Source organism: Streptomyces sp. rh34 (assembly GCF_002551245.1).
Classification (GTDB): Bacteria; Actinomycetota; Actinomycetes; order Streptomycetales; family Streptomycetaceae; genus Streptomyces.
On the sequence record NZ_NTGZ01000150.1, the window covers coordinates 1 to 18,710 of the forward strand.

18 protein-coding genes and 1 pseudogene are annotated in these 18,710 nt (G+C 73.5%); 16 read left to right on the top strand and 3 right to left on the bottom strand.

Annotation, left to right across the window (positions count from 1 at the left end):
* Positions 1-383: 383 nt before the first annotated feature.
* From CR470_RS24335 to CR470_RS24410, 16 genes are all read left to right on the top strand, one after another.
* Positions 384-905, top strand: a complete 522-nt coding sequence (locus CR470_RS24335; protein ID WP_097869672.1) for a DUF2617 family protein — start codon at positions 384-386, stop codon at positions 903-905.
* A 67-nt stretch (positions 906-972) separates the two neighbouring features.
* Positions 973-2,571, top strand: a complete 1,599-nt coding sequence (locus CR470_RS24340; protein WP_097869673.1) for a polyamine aminopropyltransferase — start codon at positions 973-975, stop codon at positions 2,569-2,571.
* Between the two features lie 113 nt (positions 2,572-2,684).
* Entirely contained in the window at positions 2,685-3,668 is a 984-nt protein-coding gene (locus tag CR470_RS24345; protein WP_097869674.1) for an SRPBCC domain-containing protein, read from the top strand.
* Between the two features lie 71 nt (positions 3,669-3,739).
* Positions 3,740-4,564, top strand: a complete 825-nt coding sequence (locus CR470_RS24350) for an aldose epimerase family protein (protein WP_097869675.1) — start codon at positions 3,740-3,742, stop codon at positions 4,562-4,564.
* Positions 4,565-4,589: 25 nt separating this feature from the next.
* A complete protein-coding gene (gene pyrE, locus CR470_RS24355; RefSeq protein ID WP_032767056.1) occupies positions 4,590-5,129 on the top strand; it encodes an orotate phosphoribosyltransferase in 540 nt (179 codons plus the stop codon).
* Between the two features lie 143 nt (positions 5,130-5,272).
* Positions 5,273-6,304 (top strand): class II fructose-bisphosphate aldolase, encoded by a 1,032-nt coding sequence (gene fbaA / locus CR470_RS24360; RefSeq protein WP_097869676.1) that lies wholly within the window; start codon positions 5,273-5,275, stop codon positions 6,302-6,304.
* Between the two features lie 92 nt (positions 6,305-6,396).
* The gene (locus CR470_RS24365; RefSeq protein WP_097869677.1) at positions 6,397-7,560 is read left to right on the top strand and encodes a MalY/PatB family protein; all 1,164 of its coding nucleotides are present in this window, start codon (positions 6,397-6,399) and stop codon (positions 7,558-7,560) included.
* A gap of 115 nt (positions 7,561-7,675) precedes the next feature.
* On the top strand, positions 7,676-9,190 hold the full coding sequence (locus CR470_RS24370) for a DHA2 family efflux MFS transporter permease subunit (protein WP_097869678.1): 1,515 nt from the start codon (positions 7,676-7,678) through the stop codon (positions 9,188-9,190).
* Positions 9,191-9,308: 118 nt separating this feature from the next.
* The gene (locus CR470_RS24375) at positions 9,309-9,722 is read left to right on the top strand and encodes a DUF3151 domain-containing protein (RefSeq protein ID WP_097869679.1); all 414 of its coding nucleotides are present in this window, start codon (positions 9,309-9,311) and stop codon (positions 9,720-9,722) included.
* A 129-nt stretch (positions 9,723-9,851) separates the two neighbouring features.
* Positions 9,852-10,700 carry a tryptophan 2,3-dioxygenase family protein gene (locus tag CR470_RS24380; protein ID WP_097869680.1) on the top strand — a complete coding sequence of 283 codons (849 nt, stop codon included), beginning with the start codon at positions 9,852-9,854 and terminating at the stop codon, positions 10,698-10,700.
* Positions 10,693-11,949 (top strand): kynureninase, encoded by a 1,257-nt coding sequence (gene kynU, locus CR470_RS24385; protein WP_097869681.1) that lies wholly within the window; start codon positions 10,693-10,695, stop codon positions 11,947-11,949. Before CR470_RS24380 ends, kynU begins: the two co-directional genes overlap by 8 nt.
* A 122-nt stretch (positions 11,950-12,071) precedes the next feature.
* Positions 12,072-12,974, top strand: a complete 903-nt coding sequence (locus CR470_RS24390) for an alpha/beta hydrolase (RefSeq protein WP_097869682.1) — start codon at positions 12,072-12,074, stop codon at positions 12,972-12,974.
* Between the two features lie 129 nt (positions 12,975-13,103).
* The gene (locus tag CR470_RS24395) at positions 13,104-13,931 is read left to right on the top strand and encodes an NAD(P)H-binding protein (RefSeq protein WP_097869683.1); all 828 of its coding nucleotides are present in this window, start codon (positions 13,104-13,106) and stop codon (positions 13,929-13,931) included.
* Positions 13,932-14,061: 130 nt separating this feature from the next.
* Complete coding sequence (locus CR470_RS24400) at positions 14,062-15,408, top strand: sensor histidine kinase (protein ID WP_097869684.1); 1,347 nt, start codon at positions 14,062-14,064, stop codon at positions 15,406-15,408.
* Positions 15,405-16,073 (top strand): response regulator, encoded by a 669-nt coding sequence (locus CR470_RS24405; RefSeq protein ID WP_018961803.1) that lies wholly within the window; start codon positions 15,405-15,407, stop codon positions 16,071-16,073. The genes CR470_RS24400 and CR470_RS24405 overlap by 4 nt, the downstream gene beginning before the upstream one ends.
* A 105-nt stretch (positions 16,074-16,178) precedes the next feature.
* A complete protein-coding gene (locus tag CR470_RS24410; protein WP_097869685.1) occupies positions 16,179-17,384 on the top strand; it encodes a cytochrome P450 in 1,206 nt (401 codons plus the stop codon).
* Positions 17,385-17,400: 16 nt separating this feature from the next.
* Here the strand turns inward: CR470_RS24410 and CR470_RS24415 are convergent, their stop codons facing one another.
* The 3 genes and pseudogenes from CR470_RS24415 to CR470_RS24425 form a co-directional block, all read right to left on the bottom strand.
* Positions 17,401-17,742: a hypothetical protein gene (locus tag CR470_RS24415; protein WP_097869686.1), complete on the bottom strand. Its 342-nt coding sequence runs from the start codon at positions 17,740-17,742 to the stop codon at positions 17,401-17,403.
* A 109-nt stretch (positions 17,743-17,851) separates the two neighbouring features.
* Positions 17,852-18,124 (bottom strand): DUF1876 domain-containing protein, encoded by a 273-nt coding sequence (locus CR470_RS24420; protein ID WP_032792539.1) that lies wholly within the window; start codon positions 18,122-18,124, stop codon positions 17,852-17,854.
* A gap of 32 nt (positions 18,125-18,156) precedes the next feature.
* Positions 18,157-18,710, bottom strand: a pseudogene (locus CR470_RS24425) (diacylglycerol kinase); the annotation flags it as partial.

Here is an 18,710-nt window from a genome sequence, read left to right on the forward strand (position 1 = left end):
CTCCTGCGGCGGCGGCTCGTCGTGCGGGGGCGGCGGGGGCGGCTGCGGCGGGGGCGGCAGCTGACCGGACCGCCGCCGGACGGTCACCGAAAGTGACACGATGCCGGGCGTCCGGAGGGTGAACTCCCTCCGGACGCTCTTTTGTTGAGCGACGCGGACGTTTTTGGTTGAACAAGTGAACCGGTGGGCCCCCGGGGGGATGGAAACCACGGCAAGTTGGGCGAAAACGCTGTGAGTGGTCGTACTTCGTGATTCCCTCGTTGAAGAGAACAATCAGCCCTCGGACCCCAGTCGGACCAGATCGGGCGCTCCCCACCTCCCACGCGCAGCAACTCGGGGCGTCCTGCTGTCCATGTGTCCATGTGTGTTTGCGGAGCCCACCCATGCTCACCACCCTCCAGACGGCCTACTCCGACACCCGCGCCGCCGACCTGGCCTGGATGCTGGGACGGGAGCCGCTGCCCGCCCTGGCGGTCCTCGATCTCCAGCTCGGCGGCGCCGAACTCCAGTTGAGGCTGCTCGGCGCCTCCCATCAGGTCCTCCTCCAGGAGGACCGCGGCGTCTGCTCCGAGACCGTGGCCTGTATGCCCGGCAGCAGCACCCCCCTGCCCCTCGGCGTCGCGAAGCGGCTCGGGGACTGGGAGTACGCGTTCGCGGCGCGCGTCGAGACCCTGACGCAGGGACAGTTCGCCGGGCGGGCACAGGAGTTGCTCGCCCTGGTGAGCGACCACCCGCACGGACTGGTGGGGACCTTTCCCGGCAGTCCGTACGCCTTCACCGCGATGCTCGCCCAGCGCACCGAGGGCCAGGTGCGGTGGCGCACCTGGCACGCGTACCCGCAGGAAGGGCAGTTGGTGGTGACCCGGACCAGGGTGGGGGTGCGGATTCCCGCGCCCGCGGCCTGAGCGGCGGCGGCACTTACACCCGTGTGGGTGACAGGCCGCGACGGTGCGGTGACGTAGCGTTCGCATCATGATCGACCAGCAGATAGCGCTGCGAGGGGGCGCGGCGCGGCTTCCCGTACGGCCGAGGACCGGCCGGTTCCTCGTCCTGGCCGCGGTCTTCGTCTGCGCCGCCTGCGGCCTCGTCTACGAGCTCGAACTGGTCGCGCTCGCCTCCTATCTGATCGGCGATTCGGTCACCCAGGCCTCCGTCGTGCTCTCCGTGATGGTGTTCGCGATGGGCATCGGCTCCCTTCTCGCGAAACGTTTGCGCTGCCATGCCGCCGTCGGTTTCGGGATGGTCGAGGCGGCCCTCGCGCTGATCGGCGGCTCCTCCGCGCTGGTGCTCTACGCCTCGTTCGCCTGGCTCGGCGACTCGCAGTACGCCCTGGTCGGGTTCTCGCTGGCGATCGGGGTGCTGATCGGCGCGGAGATCCCGCTGCTGATGACGCTGATCCAGCGCGTCGACCGGCAGGACGCGGGCGGGGCCGTCGCCGACCTCTTCGCCGCCGACTACGTGGGCGCGCTGGTCGGCGGGCTGGCGTTCCCGTTCCTGCTGCTGCCGGTGCTCGGGCAGTTGACCGGTGCGCTGTTCACCGGCGCGGTCAACGCGGCGGCGGGCGGCGCGCTGGTCCTGTGGGTGTTCCGGCGCGACCTCAGCTCCCGTTCCCGGTGGCGCCTCGTCCTGGTCAACCTCCTGGTGATCGCGGTCCTGGCCACCGCCAGTGTGCTGGTCGACGACTTCGAGCGGGCGGCGCGGCGGGCGGTGTACGGGGACCAGGTGCGGGTCGCCGTGCAGAGCGGGGTGCAGGAGGTCGTCCTGACCGGAGCCGACCGCGATTCCCTCGACCTCTACCTGGACGGCCGGCTGCGGGTCAGCGCCCGCGACGAGTACCGCTACCACGAGGCGCTGGTGCACCCCGCGATGAACGGGCCCCGCGCCCGCGTGCTCGTCCTGGGCGGCGGTGACGGGCTCGCCGCCCGCGAGGTGCTGCGGTACCGGGACGTCCGCTCGGTCACCGTCGTCGAGCTGGACCCGGCGGTCACCCGACTGGCCCGCACGGACCCCGCCCTCTCCGAGCTGAACGACCACGCCTTCCGTGACCCCCGCGTCAGGGTGGTCGGGGCGGACGCGTTCCCCTGGCTCCGGGCCGACCGGGGGCGCTACGACGTGGTGATCTCCGACCTTCCGGACCCGGGCATCACCGCCAGTACGAAGCTGTACTCCGCCGAGTTCTACGGGCTGGTCGCGCAGGCCCTGGCCCCGGACGGGCGGCTCGTGGTGCACGCCGGCCCGCTGGGGGCCCGGCCGCAGACCTTCTGGACGGTGGAGGCCTCGGTGCGCGCGGGAGGCCTCGCGACCCGCCCGTACCGCGTCACCGGCCGGTACGCGGGCCTCGCCGCGAGCCCGGACCGGGGCGGCGGCGAGGCCCTGGAGCGGGAGGACTGGGGCTTCCTCCTCGCCGGACCGGGCACCGCGCCGGAGCCCGTGCTGGCCGACGGAGGGCCCGTACCGCGGTCGCTGGGCGGCCGGGAGCTGCGCGAGGGGGCGCGGGCGGCGGACGACGCCCGGCTCCCCGGCCTGATCCCGTCGACGCTGATCCACCCTCGGTACTGGGAAGACGTGTGAGCCCCTCCGGGGCCCGCTCGGGGGTGCGGCCCGCGGCCGTCCCGGCGAGCGGCCCGGCTTTCGGCGGGCGGAAGCGCTGACGTCCGGGCCGGGGCCGATTAGGCTCGGTTTCCATGGAGCATGAGGTGTTCGTTCCGGTTCCCGTCCCGACTCTGCTGCGCGCGCTGGGCGATCCCGCCCGGGTCGCCCGCTGCGTCCCCGGCCTCCAGCAGGACGCCGACGCGTCGGCGTCGCCCCTGGTGGGCCGGCTGAAGCTGCGGGCCGGCGGCCACACCATCACCTACCGGGGCGAGCTGCGGCTCACCGGCCCGGAGGGCCCCGGCGGTTCGGAAGGGCAGCGCTTCTCGGTGACCGGGCAGGGCGTGGAGGCCCGGGGAGCCGGTGCGGTCGAGCTGGCCCTGACCATCGGCCTCACGGAGGCGGACGGCGGGACGGCGCTCGCCTACAGCGGCACGGCGAGCGGGGACGGGCGACTGGCCGAGCTGGAGGAGGGTGCGGCGCTCGCGGCCGCCCACCGGCTCCTGGACCGCTTCACCCAGCAGCTGGTGACGGAGTCGCTGGCGGTGCGGGACGAAGGCGCGGGCGTGGACGCGGGCGTGGAGAGCCGCGGTGGCGACGCGGACGGCGCGGTGGTCGCCGAGGGGCTTGAGGGCGACGAGGACGCGGCCGATGGCGTCGGGAGCGAAGGCGCCGGAGACGAAGGCGTCCGGGGCGAAGGCGTCGGGAGCGAAGACCGTTCTCCCGGGGCCGGGGCCGGGGCCGGGGCCGGGGAGGAGGCCGTGGTCGGCGACTCCGATGCGGAGGAGCCCGGGTCCGTGTTCGGCTCGCCCGTGCCGCCGCCCTCGCTCGACCCCGTCGCCGGCGTGGAGTTCACCGTTCCGGACGAACCGCCCGCCGAGGCCGCGCACGCCCGCCGCACCATGATCGGGCGCAGCGCCGAGGAGGTCGACCACGCGCCCCCGCGGGGCCGCTACGCCCCCGTGCCCTCCCCGGAGGCGGGCGGTGCGAGCACCGCCCTGCGGTGGGTCGCCCCCGCCGCCGCCCTCGCGCTCGCGTCCGCCGTGGTGCTGAGCCGGGCGTTGCGACGCCGGAGGTGATGGGCGCCGGAGGCAGCGGGTGTGAGAGGTACCGCGCGCCGGAGGCGGGCGCGGGCCAGTAGGGTCGTCGGGTGAGCAGGAGCGAAGAGAACGTCAGGCTGACCGTCGGCGACGCCGAGTTGACCGTCGACCCCGTGCACGGCTGCCGGATCAGCAGCCTGCGGATCGGGGGCGCCGAAGTGCTCCGCCAGGGCGAGCGGTACGGCTGCTTCCCGATGGTGCCCTGGTGCGGGCGCACCGGCAACGGCGAGTTCCGCAACGGCGACGAGCTCCACCGGCTGCCGCTGAACTCCCCGCCGCACGCCATCCACGGCACCGGCCGGGACACCTCCTGGCAGCCGGCGTTCACGGCCGCCGACCTGGAGGAGGGGCGGGCCGCGTTCTACTACGACCTCGCCGAGCCCTGGCCGTACCGGGGCCGGGTGACGCAGACCTTCGAACTGACCGGTGACGCGCTGACGCTGGGCCTCGCCGTCGAGACGTACGGCGACTCCTTCCCGGCCCAGGCCGGCTGGCACCCGTGGTTCCACCGCACCATCGACGGCGTGGCCGCCGAGCTGTCCTTCGACGCCGTCTGGCAGGAGGAGCGCGGCGCGGACCATCTGCCCACCGGCCGTCGCATCGACCCCCTGCCCGGTCCGTGGGACGACTGCTTCGGCATGCCCGACGGCGTGGACGTGAAGCTCACCTGGCCGGAGCGGCTGGAGCTGACGGTGAAGAGCCGCAGCGCGTGGGTGGTCGTCTACGACGAGCAGGACGAGGCCGTCTGCGTCGAGCCGCAGTCCGGGCCGCCGAACGGGCTGAACACCGCGCCCCGGCTGGTGACCCCGATCGATCCGCTGGAGATCACGACGACCTGGAGCTGGACGCGGCTCACCGCCGGTCCCCGGCCGTAGGGCCTTACCGCTTACCCTCGTGGACATGACTGACGTACGCGCTGACCTGCTCCAGCAGATCAAGGACAAGGCCGTGGTGCACGGCAAGGTGACCCTCTCCTCGGGTCTGGAAGCCGACTGGTACATCGACCTGCGCCGGATCACGCTGGACGGCAAGGCCGCGCCGCTGGTCGGCCAGGTCATGCTCGACGCCACCGCCGAGCTGGACTACGACTGCGTCGGCGGGCTGACCCTGGGCGCCGACCCGGTCGCCACCTCGATGCTGCACGCCTCCGCCGCCCGCGGTGAGAGCCTGGACGCGTTCGTCGTCCGTAAGGCGCAGAAGGCGCACGGCATGCAGCGCCGGATCGAGGGCACCGACGTGAAGGGCCGCCGCTGCCTGGTCGTCGAGGACACCTCGACGACGGGTGGTTCGCCGCTGACCGCCGTCGAGGCGGTGCGCGAGGCGGGCGGCGAGGTCGTCGCCGTCGCCGTGATCGTCGAGCGCGGTGCCGCCCCGGCCATCGCCGAGGCCGGTCTGCCCTACGTCCACGTCTACTCGGTGGCCGACCTCGACCTGGGCTGAGGCGGGGGCGGACGGTTTCACGTGAAACCGGGTCCGCCGAGTGGAGCCGGATGAGGAGTCTGGGAAGATGGGGGCGACGATGACGTCGCCCCCAGGTCAGGGACTCAAAGCCTGCACACCCGCACATCCCAAGGAGCGGTCAGATGCCCATCGCAACCCCCGAGGCGTACGCCGAGATGCTCGACCGGGCAAAGGCGGGCAAGTTCGCCTACCCGGCCATCAACGTCACCTCGTCCCAGACCCTGCACGCCGCCCTGCGCGGCTTCGCGGAGGCCGAGAGCGACGGCATCGTCCAGATCTCCACCGGTGGTGCGGAGTTCCTGGGCGGCCAGCACAGCAAGGACATGGTCACGGGTGCGGTCGCCCTGGCCGAGTTCGCGCACATCGTCGCCGCGAAGTACGACGTCACCATCGCGCTGCACACCGACCACTGCCCCAAGGACAAGCTGGACGGTTACGTACGTCCGCTGCTCGACGTCTCCGCGGAGCGCGTCGCCAAGGGTCTGAACCCGCTGTTCCAGTCCCACATGTGGGACGGTTCGGCCGAGACCCTCGCCGACAACCTGGCCATCGGCCAGGAGCTGCTGGCCAAGGCCGCCGCCGCCAAGATCATCCTTGAGGTCGAGATCACCCCGACCGGAGGTGAGGAGGACGGCGTCACGCACGAGATCAACGACGAGCTGTACACGACCGTCGACGACGCGCTGCGCACCGCCGAGGCGCTCGGCCTGGGCGAGAAGGGCCGCTACCTGCTGGCCGCCTCCTTCGGCAACGTCCACGGTGTCTACAAGCCGGGCAACGTCGTGCTCCGCCCCGAGCTGCTGAAGGACCTCCAGGCGGGCGTCTCCGAGAAGTACGGCAAGCCGGCCGGCAGCCAGCCGTTCGACTTCGTCTTCCACGGCGGCTCGGGCTCCACCGCCGAGGAGATCGCCACCGCGCTGGAGAACGGCGTCGTGAAGATGAACCTCGACACCGACACCCAGTACGCCTTCACCCGCCCGGTCGTGGACCACATGTTCCGCAACTACGACGGTGTCCTGAAGGTCGACGGCGAGGTCGGCAACAAGAAGACCTACGACCCCCGCACCTGGGGCAAGGCCGCCGAGGCGGGCATGGCCAAGCGCGTCACCGAGGCCTGCGGCCACCTGCGCTCGACGGGTACGAAGCTGAAGTAATCACCCGTCCGCACGGACGTACGGTGTCGGGCCCGGTCCTCCTTCAGGGGGCCGGGCCCGTTGCCGTACCAGGAGAGAGAAGAGGCCCCGTCGTGGGTGCGACTTACGATTTCGACACCGTCGTCGACCGCCGGGGCACCTGGTGCGTCCAGTGGGACGGGGTCGCTGACCGGTTCGGGGCCGACGGGCTGCTGCCGTTCACCATCTCCGACATGGACTTCGCCACGGCCCCCGAGGTCCTGGCCGCGCTCCGGGCCCGCCTGGAGCACGGGGTGTTCGGCTACACCACCTGGCAGCAGGACGACTTCCGCTCGGCGATAGCCCATTGGTACGCCACCCGGTACGGCACCACGATCGACACCGGGCAGCTGGTCTACGGCCCGTCCGTGCTCAACCAGCTCTCCCAGCTGCTCCGGATGTGGACGGGGGAGGGGGACGGGGTCGTCGTCCACACGCCCACGTACGACGGTTTCCGCAAGGCGATCACCGGGCTCGGGCGCGAGCTGCGGGGGGTGCCGGTGGGAGACGAGGAGGCGCTGGAGCGCGAGCTGTCGCGGGCGGACGCGAAGGTGCTGGTGCTGTGCTCGCCGCACAACCCGACGGGCCGGGTGTGGACGGCGGACGAGCTGGCCCGGACGGCCGCGCTGGCCGAGCGGCACGGGGTCGCGGTGATCAGCGACGAGATCCACGCGGACTTCGTGCACGACGGCGGTGTGGGGCGTGGCCATGTGCCGTGGACGCGGGTGGCGGGCGCCGGGCGCTGGGCGATCGTCTCCTCCGGGTCGAAGGCGTTCAACTTTCCGGCGCTGACCGGTTCGTACGGGCTGATCGGCGATCCGGCCGACCGGGCGGAGTACGTGCGCCGGATGGAGACGGGGGAGGGCCTGGCGTCGCCGGCCGTCCTGTCGTTGACCGCGCACATCGCGGCGTACCGGGAGGGGGCGGCGTGGCTGGACGCGGTACGGGCTTATGTGGCGGGGAACCTGGATCACGTCGCGGAGCGGCTGGGAGAGGCCTTCCCCGAGCTGGGGTGGGCGCCGCCGCAGGCCGGGTACCTGGCCTGGATCGACCTGCGGCCGCTGGGGGTGGACGACGAGGCGTTGCAGCGGGTGCTGGTGGAGCGGGAGAAGGTGGCGATCATGGGGGGTTCCGTCTACGGGGCGCCCGGGTTCGTCCGGCTGAACGTGGGGTGTCCTCGGGAGAAGGTGGTGCGGGGGGTGTCGGCGTTGGTGCGGGCGGTGGAGGCCGTGCGGTAGGGGTGGTTTCGGGGGCGCTGCCCCCGCGCCCCCGCTCCTCGATCGCCGGAGGGGCTGGAATTGTGCCCCCGGTCCGTCGAGTGCGGGTCGAGGTGAGCCGGGGCAAGCTGCTTCCATGGTTGCTGCTGCCCCCGCGCCCGGAGAGATCCGGGTCGCCTCGTCCGTCGGGCGGTGGGTCGTACTGACCACCGTGCTCGGCTCCAGCATGGCGATGCTGGACTCCACGGTCATCAACGTGGCCCTGCCCCGCATCGGCGAGGACCTCGGCACCGGCATGGCCGCGCTCCAGTGGACCGTCAACGCGTACATGCTCACGCTCGCCGGGCTGATCCTCCTCGGCGGGGCGCTCGGGGACCGGTACGGGCGGCGGCGGGTGTTCGTGGTGGGGGTGGTGTGGTTCGCGGCGGCCTCCCTGCTCTGCGGGATCGCGCCGAACGCGGCGGTTCTCGTTGCTGCCCGGGCCTTGCAAGGGGTGGGTGGCGCGCTGCTCACTCCGGGGTCCCTCGCGCTCATCCAGGCCAGTTTCCATCCGGACGACCGGGCCAGGGCCGTCGGCCTCTGGTCCGGGTTCGGCGGGGTCGGGGCGGCCGTGGGGCCCTTCGTGGGCGGGTGGCTCGTCGACGGGCCCGGGTGGCGGTGGGTCTTCCTGCTCAATCTGCCGCTCGCCGCGCTCTGCGTGCCCGTCGCGCTCCGGCACGTACCGGAGTCGCGGGATCCGGCCGCGCACGGCCGGTTCGACGTGCTGGGGGCCGTCCTCGGGGCGCTGGCGCTCGCCGGGGTGACGTACGCCCTGATCGAGGCCCCGGGGCGGGGCGCGTCGCCGTTCGTGATCGGGACGGCCCTCGGCGGGACGGCCCTCGGAGTGGCGTTCGTCCTGGTCGAGCGGCGGCGGGCGGACCCCATGCTGCCGCCGTCGATCTTCCGCTCCCGCCTGTTCACCTCGGTCAACCTGGTGACCTTCTGCGTCTACGCGGCCCTCGGCGGCTTCTTCTTCCTCTCCGCGATCCAGCTCCAGGTCGTCGCCGGGTACTCGGCGCTGGGGGCCGGTACCGCGCTGCTGCCGACCACGGTCCTCATGCTGCTGTTCTCCGCCCGGTCGGGGGAGCTGGGGCGACGGATCGGGCCCCGCATCCCGCTCACCGTGGGGCCGCTGCTGGCCGCCGCCGGGATGCTCCTGATGCTGCGGGTGGGGCCCGGCACCCCGTCCGCCGGCGCGTACGTCAGGGAGGTGCTGCCGGCCGTATCGGTGCTCGGCGCCGGGCTCGTCGTGGTCGTCGCGCCGCTCACCGCGACCGTCCTGGCCGCCGTGGACGCCGGGCGGGCGGGGCTGGCCAGCGGCATCAACAACGCCGCCGCGCGGGCCGCGGGGCTCATCGCGGTGGCCGCCCTTCCGCTGGTCGCCGGGATGGGGCCCGAGGCGTACCGGGACGCGGGCGAGTTCGCCACGGCCTTCCGGCGGGCGATGCCGATGTGCGCCGGGCTGCTGGTGGCCGGTGCGGTCATCGCCTGGTGGACGGTGCGCACCCCGGCCGCCGCCGTCCGCGGCGGTGAGCGGCCCGCGTGCGCGGTGCACTGCGGGGTCGCCGCCCCGCCGCTGGAGCCGGAGCACGCTTCGGACGCCGAGCGGTGACCCGTACCCGGTGAGCGGCCCAGGCCCTCGCGCGACCGGGCCGGGCCGGGCGTGACGTGTCAGGGGCAGGTGCCGGGGCGTGGTGCCGCCGGGCCGTCGCGGCAGGCACACTTGAGCCATGTCCATCCACGAGAACCTGCTCGGTGGCCCCGCCCCGACCCACCTCCCCGACGACCCCGAGCCGCGCGAGCTGCTCGCCGCCGGCACCCCGCCCACCGAGGTCGCCGCGAAGTACCCCACCTCCTCGCTCGCCTGGGCGCAGCTCGCCGACGAGGCGTTCGAGGGCGGCCGGGTCGTCGAGTCGTACGCGTACGCCCGTACCGGCTACCACCGCGGCCTCGACTCGCTGCGCCGGGCCGGCTGGAAGGGCCACGGCCCCGTCCCGTTCGAGCACGAGCCGAACCGCGGCTTCCTGCGCGCCCTGCACGCCCTGGCGCGGGCCGCCGGGTCGATCGGCGAGACCGAGGAGCACGAGCGCTGCTCGGCGTTCCTGCGGGACTCCTCGCCGACCGCCGCCGACATCCTGAGCTGACTCCCGGGCGTCTCCCCGCCCGGGCGAGCCGGGCGGGGAGCCGCTTAGTATGCGAGCAGGGGACCGGAGCTCCATCACCTCACGGAAGGGGCGGACCGCTACCCGGAAGCTCGTGTCGAGGAGACAGAAATGTCGACGAATCACCCCGACCCCGAAGCCACCGGTGCAGACACCCCGCACCTGGACTTCGCGGGAACGACTCCGTACGAGGACTATGTCCAGGCGGATGTCCTGACCCACCTCCAGCACCTCCGCTCGGACGATCCCGGCGAGATGGTCTTCCTGGTCACCACCCAGGTCATGGAGCTGTGGTTCACGGTCATCGTCCATGAGTGGGAGACCGCGACCCGTGCCCTGCGCGAGGACCGCATACCCGTCGCGCGCGACGCCCTGAAGCGTTCGCTGCGTGAGCTGGAGGCGCTCAACGAGTCCTGGCGGCCGCTGGCCGGACTCACCCCCGCCCAGTTCAACTCCTACCGAGGAGCCCTCGGCGAGGGCTCCGGGTTCCAGTCGGCGATGTACCGGCGGATGGAGTTCCTGCTCGGCGACAAGTCCGCCTCCATGCTGGTGCCGCACCGGGGCGCGCCCCGTGTGTACGCCGAGCTGGAGAAGGCGCTCGGGGAGCCCAGCCTGTACGACGAGACCCTCGCCCTGCTGGCCCGGCGCGGCTACGCGATTCCCGAGGCGGTCACCGGCCGGGACCTGACCCAGCGGTACGAGCCGTCGCCCGAGGTCGAGGCCGTGTGGGCGGAGATCTACGCCTCCGACGACCAGAACGACGAGCTGGTGCGCCTCGGCGAGCTGCTCACCGATGTCGGCGAGCTCGTCTGGCGCTGGCGCAACGACCACCTCGTCGCCACCCGGCGCGCGATGGGCTCCAAGACCGGCACCGGTGGGTCCGCCGGGGTGGCCTGGCTGGAGAAGCGCGCCACGAAGAACGTGTTCCCCGAGCTGTGGACGGCGCGCAGCCATGTCTGAGACCACCAGCGCCGTTCCGCGTGCGGGTCTCCGGGAGCATGCGGGCCTCCGGGAGCGTGCGCTCGTCCTCGACGCCGCCGATCCGCTCGCCGCGCGGCGGGAGCTCTTCGCGCTCGACGACGGCGTCTACCTCGACGGCAACTCGCTGGGCGCGCTGCCCGTCCACGTACCCGCCCGGGTCAGGGACGTCCTCACCCGGCAGTGGGGCGAGCTGCGCATCCGGTCCTGGGACGAGAGCGGCTGGTGGACCGCGCCCGAGCGGATCGGCGACCGGATCGCCCCGCTCGTCGGGGCCGCCCCGGGCCAGACCGTCGTCGGTGACTCGACCAGTGTGAACGTCTTCAAGGCCGTCGTCGCCGCCGCCCGGCTCGCGGGCGAGGGGCGCGACGAGATCCTGGTTGACGCCACGACCTTTCCCACGGACGGGTACATCGCCTCCTCCGCCGCCCGGCTCACCGGTCACCGGATCGTGCCGGTCGCGCCCGCCGACGTCCCGGCCGCGCTCGGTCCGCGTACCGCCGCCGTGCTGCTCAACCACGTCGACTACCGCTCCGGCCGGCTGCACGACCTGCCCGGGCTGACCGCCGCCGCCCACGCGGCGGGGGCGGTCGCGGTGTGGGACCTCTGCCACAGCGCCGGCGCGCTGCCCGTCGGGCTGGACGAGCACCGGGTGGACCTGGCGGTCGGCTGTACCTACAAGTACCTGAACGGCGGCCCCGGTTCGCCCGCGTACCTGTACGTCGCCGCGCGTCACCAGGCCGCCTTCGACTCGCCGCTGCCGGGCTGGAACTCGCACGCCGACCCGTTCGGCATGACCCCCGACTACGCCCCCGCGGACGGTTCCGCACGGGGCCGGGTCGGCACGCCCGACATCGTCTCCATGCTGACGCTGGAAGCGGCGCTGGACGTGTGGGACGGGGTGTCCGTCGATGTGGTGCGGGCCAAGTCCCTCGCCCTGACGGACTTCTTCCTGGAGTGCGTCGAGGCGTACGCCCCGGCAGGCCGGGTCACCTCCGTCACCCCGGCCGCGCACGCCGAACGCGGCAGCCAGGTCGCCCTGCGCTGCGACGGGGCGGAGCCCGTGATGCGCCGGCTGATCGAGCGGGGCGTCGTCGGTGATCTGCGGCGGCCGGACGTGCTGCGGTTCGGCTTCACCCCGCTGTACGTGGGATTCGCCGACGCGGAACGGGCGGCGCGGATCCTCGCCGAGGTGCTCGCCGAGGTGTCCGCCGGGAATACCGTCGGCTGACGGATCGTCACCGTCTGTTCGGCCGGGCGGGGACGGTGCCGAGTGCTGGTACCGTCCCCGCAGGTCAGCCCAGTTGGGCAAGAACACAGGCACTGGACACAGGCATAGGACGGTTGAGCAGCATGTCGGATTCTGCCGCGCGTGATCGGGACGTCGCCGAGACGGAGTCGGCGTTCGCGCATCCGGAGGTCGCGCCCGACCGGTCCGCCGCCTACGGGGACCACCCCGACCAGGTCGTCGACTTCTATGCCCCGCGCGACGGCCGCGCCGGCGCCCCGCTCGTCGTCCTCCTGCACGGCGGCGCCTGGCGGGCCCCGTACGACCGGGCCCATGTCTCCCCGCTCGCGGACTTCCTGGCCCGCCGGGGCTTCGCCGTGGCGAGCGTGGAGTACCGGCGCGGCGGCGAAGACATCCCGCGGCAGCGCGGCGGGGAGAGCGCCCGGCCCGGCGGCGCCGACCCCGTGGCGGGGCGCTGGCCGGAGACCTTCGACGACGTGGCCGCGGCGATGGACGCGATGCCCGTGCTGGCCGCCCGCGAGCTGCCGGGGGCCGATGTGCGGCGGATCGTGGTCACCGGGCACTCGGCGGGCGGACACCTCGCCCTGTGGGCGGCGGCGCGGCACGTCCTGCCCGAGGGTTCGCCGTGGCGGCTGCCCGCCCCGCCGCCGCTGCGCGGGGTCGTCGCCCTGGCCCCGATCGCGGACTTCACGGCGGCGGCCGAGCTGGGGGTATGCGGCGGTGCGGTCGCTCAACTCCTGGGTGAGGAAGCCGACTTCGAGGGCCGGGCGGCGCAGGCCGACCCTGTGCTGCTGCTGCCGACCGGCATCGCCACCGCGATCGTGCACGGCGTCGAGGACATCGTCGTCCCGCAGGCCGTCTCCGAGGCGTACGTCGACGCGGCGGCCAGGTCCGGCGAGATGGTGGGGATGACGCTGCTCGGCGGCGTCGGGCACTTCCCGCTGATCGATCCGGCCGCCGACGCCTGCGCCGTCGTGGCCGAGGAGATCACCCAGCTCGCCTGGTGAGCCGGTTGCCGGGTAGCCGGGTAGCCGGGTAGCCGGGTGGGCCGAGTTGCGGACGGAACGTGTCCGCAAGGGTCTCTACGTTGGTCCTGTTGCCGCTCACACGGAGTCGGAACCGACGAAGGAGACCTCATGACGATCCTGGTGACCGGAGCCACGGGAACGGTCGGCCGCCGCGTGGTCGAGCAGCTGCTGGAGCGCGGCGAGCACGTCCGGGCCCTGACCCGCGACCCGGCGCGGGCGGAGTTCCCGGACGGCGTCGACGTCGTGCGCGGCGACCTCACGGACCCGGCGTCGCTGGGCCCCGCGCTGGACGGGGCGAGCGGGCTGCACCTCATCACCTTCGGCGGCGAGTTCCTCGCCCCGCTGGAGACCGGGGAGGAGATCCTCGCCCTGGCCCGGAAGGCGGGCGTGCGCCGGGTGACCGTGCTCCACGGCGGCGGGGAGACCCCGATGGAGGCGGCGGTGCGCGCGAGCGACCTCGCCTGGACCGTCGTGATGCCGGTGGAGTTCATGGCGAACGCCCTGGAGTGGGCGCCCGGTATCAGGAGCGACGGCGTGGTGCGCGAGCCCTTCGTCGGCCGGCTGAGCGCGATGGTCCACGAGGCGGACATCGGCGCGGTGGCGGCGGCGGCCCTCGCCGAGGACGGCCACGGCGGCCAGGTGTACCTGGTCACCGGCCCGCAGGCGCTGACCGTCGGCGACAAGACGGCGGTCATCGCGGCGGCGCGGGGCGCGGACGTCGAGCTGGTCGAGCTGACCGAGGAGCAGGCGCTGGAGAACTGGCGGGGCCGCGGCATGCCGGAGGACGTGATCGCGTTCCTGATCGACGTCTACCGGGACACCCCGCCGGAGGGCCGGACCGTGCTGGATACGGTGGAGAAGGTCACCGGGCGGCCGGCGCGGACCTTCGCGCAGTGGGCCGAGGAGCACGCGGACCATTTCCGTGCGCAGGCCTGAAAGGGTTGCTGAACAGGGGATTTCCGGTCCCTGACGCGGTACGGCGGAGGCGGGTAGTCCTTGAGGGGGACGCCCCGGAATCCGTAGCGATGCTGACGACCCGCCGTCCGCCGCCGCCTACCGTGGAAGCGTGACCGAGACCCAGACAAAGACCAGCAGCCCGGAGTTCCGGGCAGCCGCAGGGGCGATAGACGGCCTGCGGGAGGACCTCCTGCGCCGAGTGTCCGACTACCGCCCCCTGCCGCCCCTGAACCCCGGCGGACGGCTGATCCGGCGGCTGCCCGAGGGGATGCGCCGGGTCGTTGTCTGGACCCCGCACGCCCTGGTGCTGTTCGCCGCCTTCCTCGTGATGATGGCCGGCTTCGCCGAGTGGGAGTTCCGCCTCCTGATGGGCCTGGTGCCCGCGATTCCGGTGGCGATGACCCTCATCAGGCCGGTCGCCGCCTTCTGGGCCTCGATGCTGGCGACCGTCTTCTGCGGGATCCTGGGCAGCGAGCTGTGGGGGCCGGGCGCCTTCGCGGCGCAGGTCGTGGTCATGGTGGTCGTGGCCGCCCGGACCCGGCCCCGCACCGCCGCCTGGATGTGGCTGCTGACCCTGCTGTTCGGGATGCTGGTGGAGGGCGGCAGCCCGTCCACCACCGCGCCCCTGGCCACCGTCTCCGCCTTCGCGCTGCTCGTCGTCGCCGTGGTCCAGATCCGGCGTGACGCCGAGCGCGAGGTCACCGTGCAGCGCACCGTCACCGCCGTCGAGCGCGACCGGCGCACCCTGCTGGAGGAGCGCACCACCATCGCCCGGGAGCTGCACGACGTGGTGGCCCACCACATGTCGGTCGTCGCGATCCAGGCCGAGGCCGCCCCCTACCGGGTCGAGAACCCGCCGCCCGAGCTGGAGCAGGCCTTCGTCACCATCCGGGAGAACGCCGTCGCGGCCCTCACCGAGCTGCGCCGCGTCCTCGGGGTCGTCCGGGCGGAGGACTACGAGGCCCCGGACGCCCCGCAGCCCACCCTCGCCGCGCTCGACGGGCTCCTGGACAACGTCCGCGAGACGGGCCTGGAGACGGAGAAGGTGATCACCGGGGCCGTCCGCGAGCTGCCGCAGGGCGTCGAGCTGTCGGCGTACCGGATCGTCCAGGAGGCCCTGAGCAACAGCCTGCGGCACGCGCCGGGCGCCTCCGCCAGGGTCGAGCTCGGCTATGTCCTCGGCGGGCTCGGGCTGCGTGTGGTCAACGGGCCCCCGCGCGGCCTGGTGAAGCCCTCGCCGGGGGCCGGGCACGGGATCACCGGGATGCGGGAGCGGGTCGCGATGCTGAACGGCGAGATGACGGCCGGGACGACGGAGGACGGCGGGTACGAGATCGCCGTGTTCCTCCCCGTACCGCTGTCGGACGAGCCGGAGGCACGGGAGACGGCCGGCGGCACGGCGGACGCGACGGGCGACGCGGACACGGTCGTCGTCGAACGGGACGGCCGCGCATGAGCGACACCGACATCCGGGTCCTGATCGTCGACGACCAGATGATGGTCCGCGAGGGCTTCTCGGTCCTGCTCAACGCGATGCCGGGGATCACCGTCGTGGGCGAGGCGGTGGACGGGCGCCAGGCGCTTGCCCAGGTCGCCGCCCTGCGTCCGGACGTGGTCCTGATGGACATCCGCATGCCGGAGATGAACGGCATCGAGGCGACCCGCGAGATCGTCGCGCGGGACGCCGACGCGAAGGTGCTGGTGCTGACGACCTTCGACCTCGACGAGTACGTCTACCAGGCGCTGCGGGCCGGAGCCTCGGGCTTCCTCCTCAAGGACGCCTCCGCCCGGCAGCTCGCCGACGGGGTACGGGTGGTGGCCTCGGGCGAGGCGCTGCTCGCCCCGACGGTGACCCGGCGGCTGATCACCGAGTTCTCCAAGCTCGCGGAGACCCCGCGCCCGCCCGCCCTGGCCCGGATCGGCGATCTCACCGAACGCGAGACGGAGGTGCTCGTCCTGATCGCGCAGGGGCTCTCCAACGCGGAGATCGCCTCGCACCTGATCGTCGCCGAGTCCACGATCAAGACGCACGTCAGCCGCATCCTGGTGAAGCTGGGGCTGCGCGACCGGACCCAGGCGGCGGTGTTCGCGTACGAGGCGCGGCTGGTGACGCCGGGGTAGCGCCTCTGGCGACGGCGGCGGGCGGTCCGGAGGCCCGGGCAGACCCGGGCAGACCCGGGCGGGATCGCCCCTTGCGGTGGCGGCGGGCGCGGGTAGCGTCGGGTCATGCATGTGTCCTTCGATCCCTGGTCGCCCGCGTTCGTCGCCGATCCCTACCCCGCCTACACCGCGCTGCGCGCCGCCGGCCGGGCGCACTGGTTCGAGCCGACGGGGCAGTGGCTGATCCCGCACCACTCCGACGTATCGGCCCTGCTGCGCGACCGGCGCCTCGGCCGGACGTATCTGCACCGCTTCAGCCACGAGGAGTTCGGCCGCACCCCGCCGCCCGCCGCGCACGAGCCGTTCACCACGCTCAACGGGCAGGGCATCCTCGATCTGGAGGCCCCCGACCATCCCCGGATCCGGCGGCTGATCTCCAGGGCGTTCACCCCGCGTACGGTCGAGAACCTCGCCCCGACCGTACGGCGGCTGGCGGCCGGGCTGGTCGACGCCTTCGTGGCGAAGGGCGGCGGGGACCTTCTCGCGGAGGTCGCGGAGCCGCTGCCGGTCGCCGTGATCGCGGAGATGCTGGGTGTCCCGGAGGCGGACCGGGGCCTGCTGCGGCCGTGGTCGGCGGCGATCTGCGGGATGTTCGAGCTGAACCCGTCGGAGGAGACGGCCGAGGCCGCCGTCCGGGCCTCCGTCGACTTCTCCGCGTATCTGCGCGGGCTCATCGCCGAGCGGCGCGCGAACCCCGGCGAGGACCTGATCTCGGCGCTCATCGCCGCCCACGACGAGGGCGAGCGGCTGACCGAGCAGGAGATGATCTCGACCTGCGTGCTCCTGCTGAACGCGGGCCACGAGGCGACGGTGAACACCACGGTCAACGGCTGGCGCACGCTCTTCCACCACCCGGAGCAGCTGGCCGCCCTGCGCGCCGACCCCGCGCTGCTGCCCCGCGCGATCGAGGAACTCCTGCGCTACGACACCCCGTTGCAGATGTTCGAGCGCTGGGTGCTCGACGACATCGAGATCGACGGCCAGGTGATCGGGCGGGGCGCGGAGGTGGCGCTGCTGTTCGGCTCGGCCAACCGGGACCCGGAGCGGTTCGGGCGCCCGGACACGCTGGACCTCTCCCGGGAGGACAATCCGCACCTCACCTTCGGCGCGGGCATCCACTTCTGCCTGGGCGCCCCGCTGGCCCGGCTGGAGCTGGCCGCCTCCTTCGGGGAGCTGCTCCGCAAGGCGCCGGCCCTGCGGATGACGGCCGAGCCCGAGTGGCAGCCGGGGTATGTGATCCGGGGGCTGAAGGAGCTGCGGGCGGAGGTGTAGCGCCTGCGTCGGTGGCTCAGCAGGGGTCGTAGCACTCCGGCCTCGGTGCACCGGCCAGCGCGTCCACGCCGACGCCGACCGCGAAGAGGACGGCGATGGCCGCGACGAGGCCGATCGTCCGCTTCCAGTCGCCCCGGACCAGGAAGAACACGGCCAGGGCCGCCGCGATCCCGCCGAGGATCATGAGGGGCAGGCCGACCCAGAGCACGTTCCAGTTGGACGCGCCCTCGAAGCCGTCGAGGAGGCCGTCCTTGCCGTGCGGGGCCCAGAGCGCGATGCCCACGAGCGCTCCGGCGAAGGCGGTCAGGCAGCCTGCGGTCCCGACGACGGCTTCCCGCCGCGAGTTCTGGATCTCCATGCCCGGGGGGACGCGGCGGGGCGCGGACCCGGTTCCGCTCGTTTCCGGGGGCGCGTTCCAAGCTCCTCCGGCGATGGAGGAGTGGGGGTACGGGGGCGGGGCCCCCGATTCACGTCAGCGGGTACGACGACCTGCCCGACGCCTCGTCGATCTCGTCGTGCGCCTTGGTCAGCAGTTTCATCGCCAGTTCGTTGAGCGCTCTGGCCCCCGCGATCTCCTCGCCGACCCGCTGCTGGTCGGAGTCCGAGGGATGCCGGCTGGCGTAGCCGTGGGCGCGTACCTCTGTTCCGTCGGAGAGGCGGACGAGCGCCGCCGCGCGGGTGCGGTGGGTGTCCTCCTCGAATTCGAGGTCGATGTGCCATCCGACAGCGATCCTGGTCATGACGGTCACCTCCGGGACGCTCGGGCCGTCTTCTACCAGCGTGCGCCCGCTGTCCCGTCGGCGCTCGCCGGGCCCGGCAGCATCAGCCCCCAGGCGCCCGCCCGGACCGTCCAGGTCCGGGTGCGCACCGGCCCCCCGGTCTGTATGTCCGCCCGGTAGCGGAAGTCCGCGCCGGAGACCGTGACGGCCTTGGCCTCCGTCGTCAGGTCCTCGCCCGAGGCGGTGCGGACGACGACGTCGGCCAGGCCCCCGCCGCCCTGGGACGTCACCGAGACGCCCCGTACCGGCGTGTCCAGGTCGTTCAGCAGCACCCCGTCCGCCTCGATGCGCAGGCGGTGCGTGCCCGGGTGCGTGCCGGCCGCGACCGGGGCCGGGCGGACCAGGGAGGTCATCAGCGAGCGGCAGGTGTCCCAGACGGCCGTGACGCCCGAGTGCGGGCCTCCGGGGCCGGGCGGCGGCGGGGCCGGGGCGGGGATGCGCAGGTGGCCGAGGACGACGCCGTCGCTGTCGTCGACCAGGAGGTCCAGGCGCCGCACCGCACCGTCCAGCGCGGTCCGCGCCGCCGCCACCGCGCCCCGGGGGACTC

Coding starts and splice junctions, on each gene's coding strand:
- kynU (WP_097869681.1), top strand. CDS start 10,693: ATGTCTGAGACCACCAGCGCCGTTCCGCGTGCGGGTCTCCGGGAGCAT.
- CR470_RS24380 (WP_097869680.1), top strand. CDS start 9,852: ATGTCGACGAATCACCCCGACCCCGAAGCCACCGGTGCAGACACCCCG.
- CR470_RS24340 (WP_097869673.1), top strand. CDS start 973: ATGATCGACCAGCAGATAGCGCTGCGAGGGGGCGCGGCGCGGCTTCCC.
- CR470_RS24420 (WP_032792539.1), bottom strand. CDS start 18,124: ATGACCAGGATCGCTGTCGGATGGCACATCGACCTCGAATTCGAGGAG.
- CR470_RS24410 (WP_097869685.1), top strand. CDS start 16,179: ATGCATGTGTCCTTCGATCCCTGGTCGCCCGCGTTCGTCGCCGATCCC.
- CR470_RS24370 (WP_097869678.1), top strand. CDS start 7,676: ATGGTTGCTGCTGCCCCCGCGCCCGGAGAGATCCGGGTCGCCTCGTCC.
- CR470_RS24375 (WP_097869679.1), top strand. CDS start 9,309: ATGTCCATCCACGAGAACCTGCTCGGTGGCCCCGCCCCGACCCACCTC.
- CR470_RS24335 (WP_097869672.1), top strand. CDS start 384: ATGCTCACCACCCTCCAGACGGCCTACTCCGACACCCGCGCCGCCGAC.
- pyrE (WP_032767056.1), top strand. CDS start 4,590: ATGACTGACGTACGCGCTGACCTGCTCCAGCAGATCAAGGACAAGGCC.
- CR470_RS24415 (WP_097869686.1), bottom strand. CDS start 17,742: ATGGAGATCCAGAACTCGCGGCGGGAAGCCGTCGTCGGGACCGCAGGC.
- CR470_RS24390 (WP_097869682.1), top strand. CDS start 12,072: ATGTCGGATTCTGCCGCGCGTGATCGGGACGTCGCCGAGACGGAGTCG.
- fbaA (WP_097869676.1), top strand. CDS start 5,273: ATGCCCATCGCAACCCCCGAGGCGTACGCCGAGATGCTCGACCGGGCA.
- CR470_RS24395 (WP_097869683.1), top strand. CDS start 13,104: ATGACGATCCTGGTGACCGGAGCCACGGGAACGGTCGGCCGCCGCGTG.
- CR470_RS24345 (WP_097869674.1), top strand. CDS start 2,685: ATGGAGCATGAGGTGTTCGTTCCGGTTCCCGTCCCGACTCTGCTGCGC.
- CR470_RS24405 (WP_018961803.1), top strand. CDS start 15,405: ATGAGCGACACCGACATCCGGGTCCTGATCGTCGACGACCAGATGATG.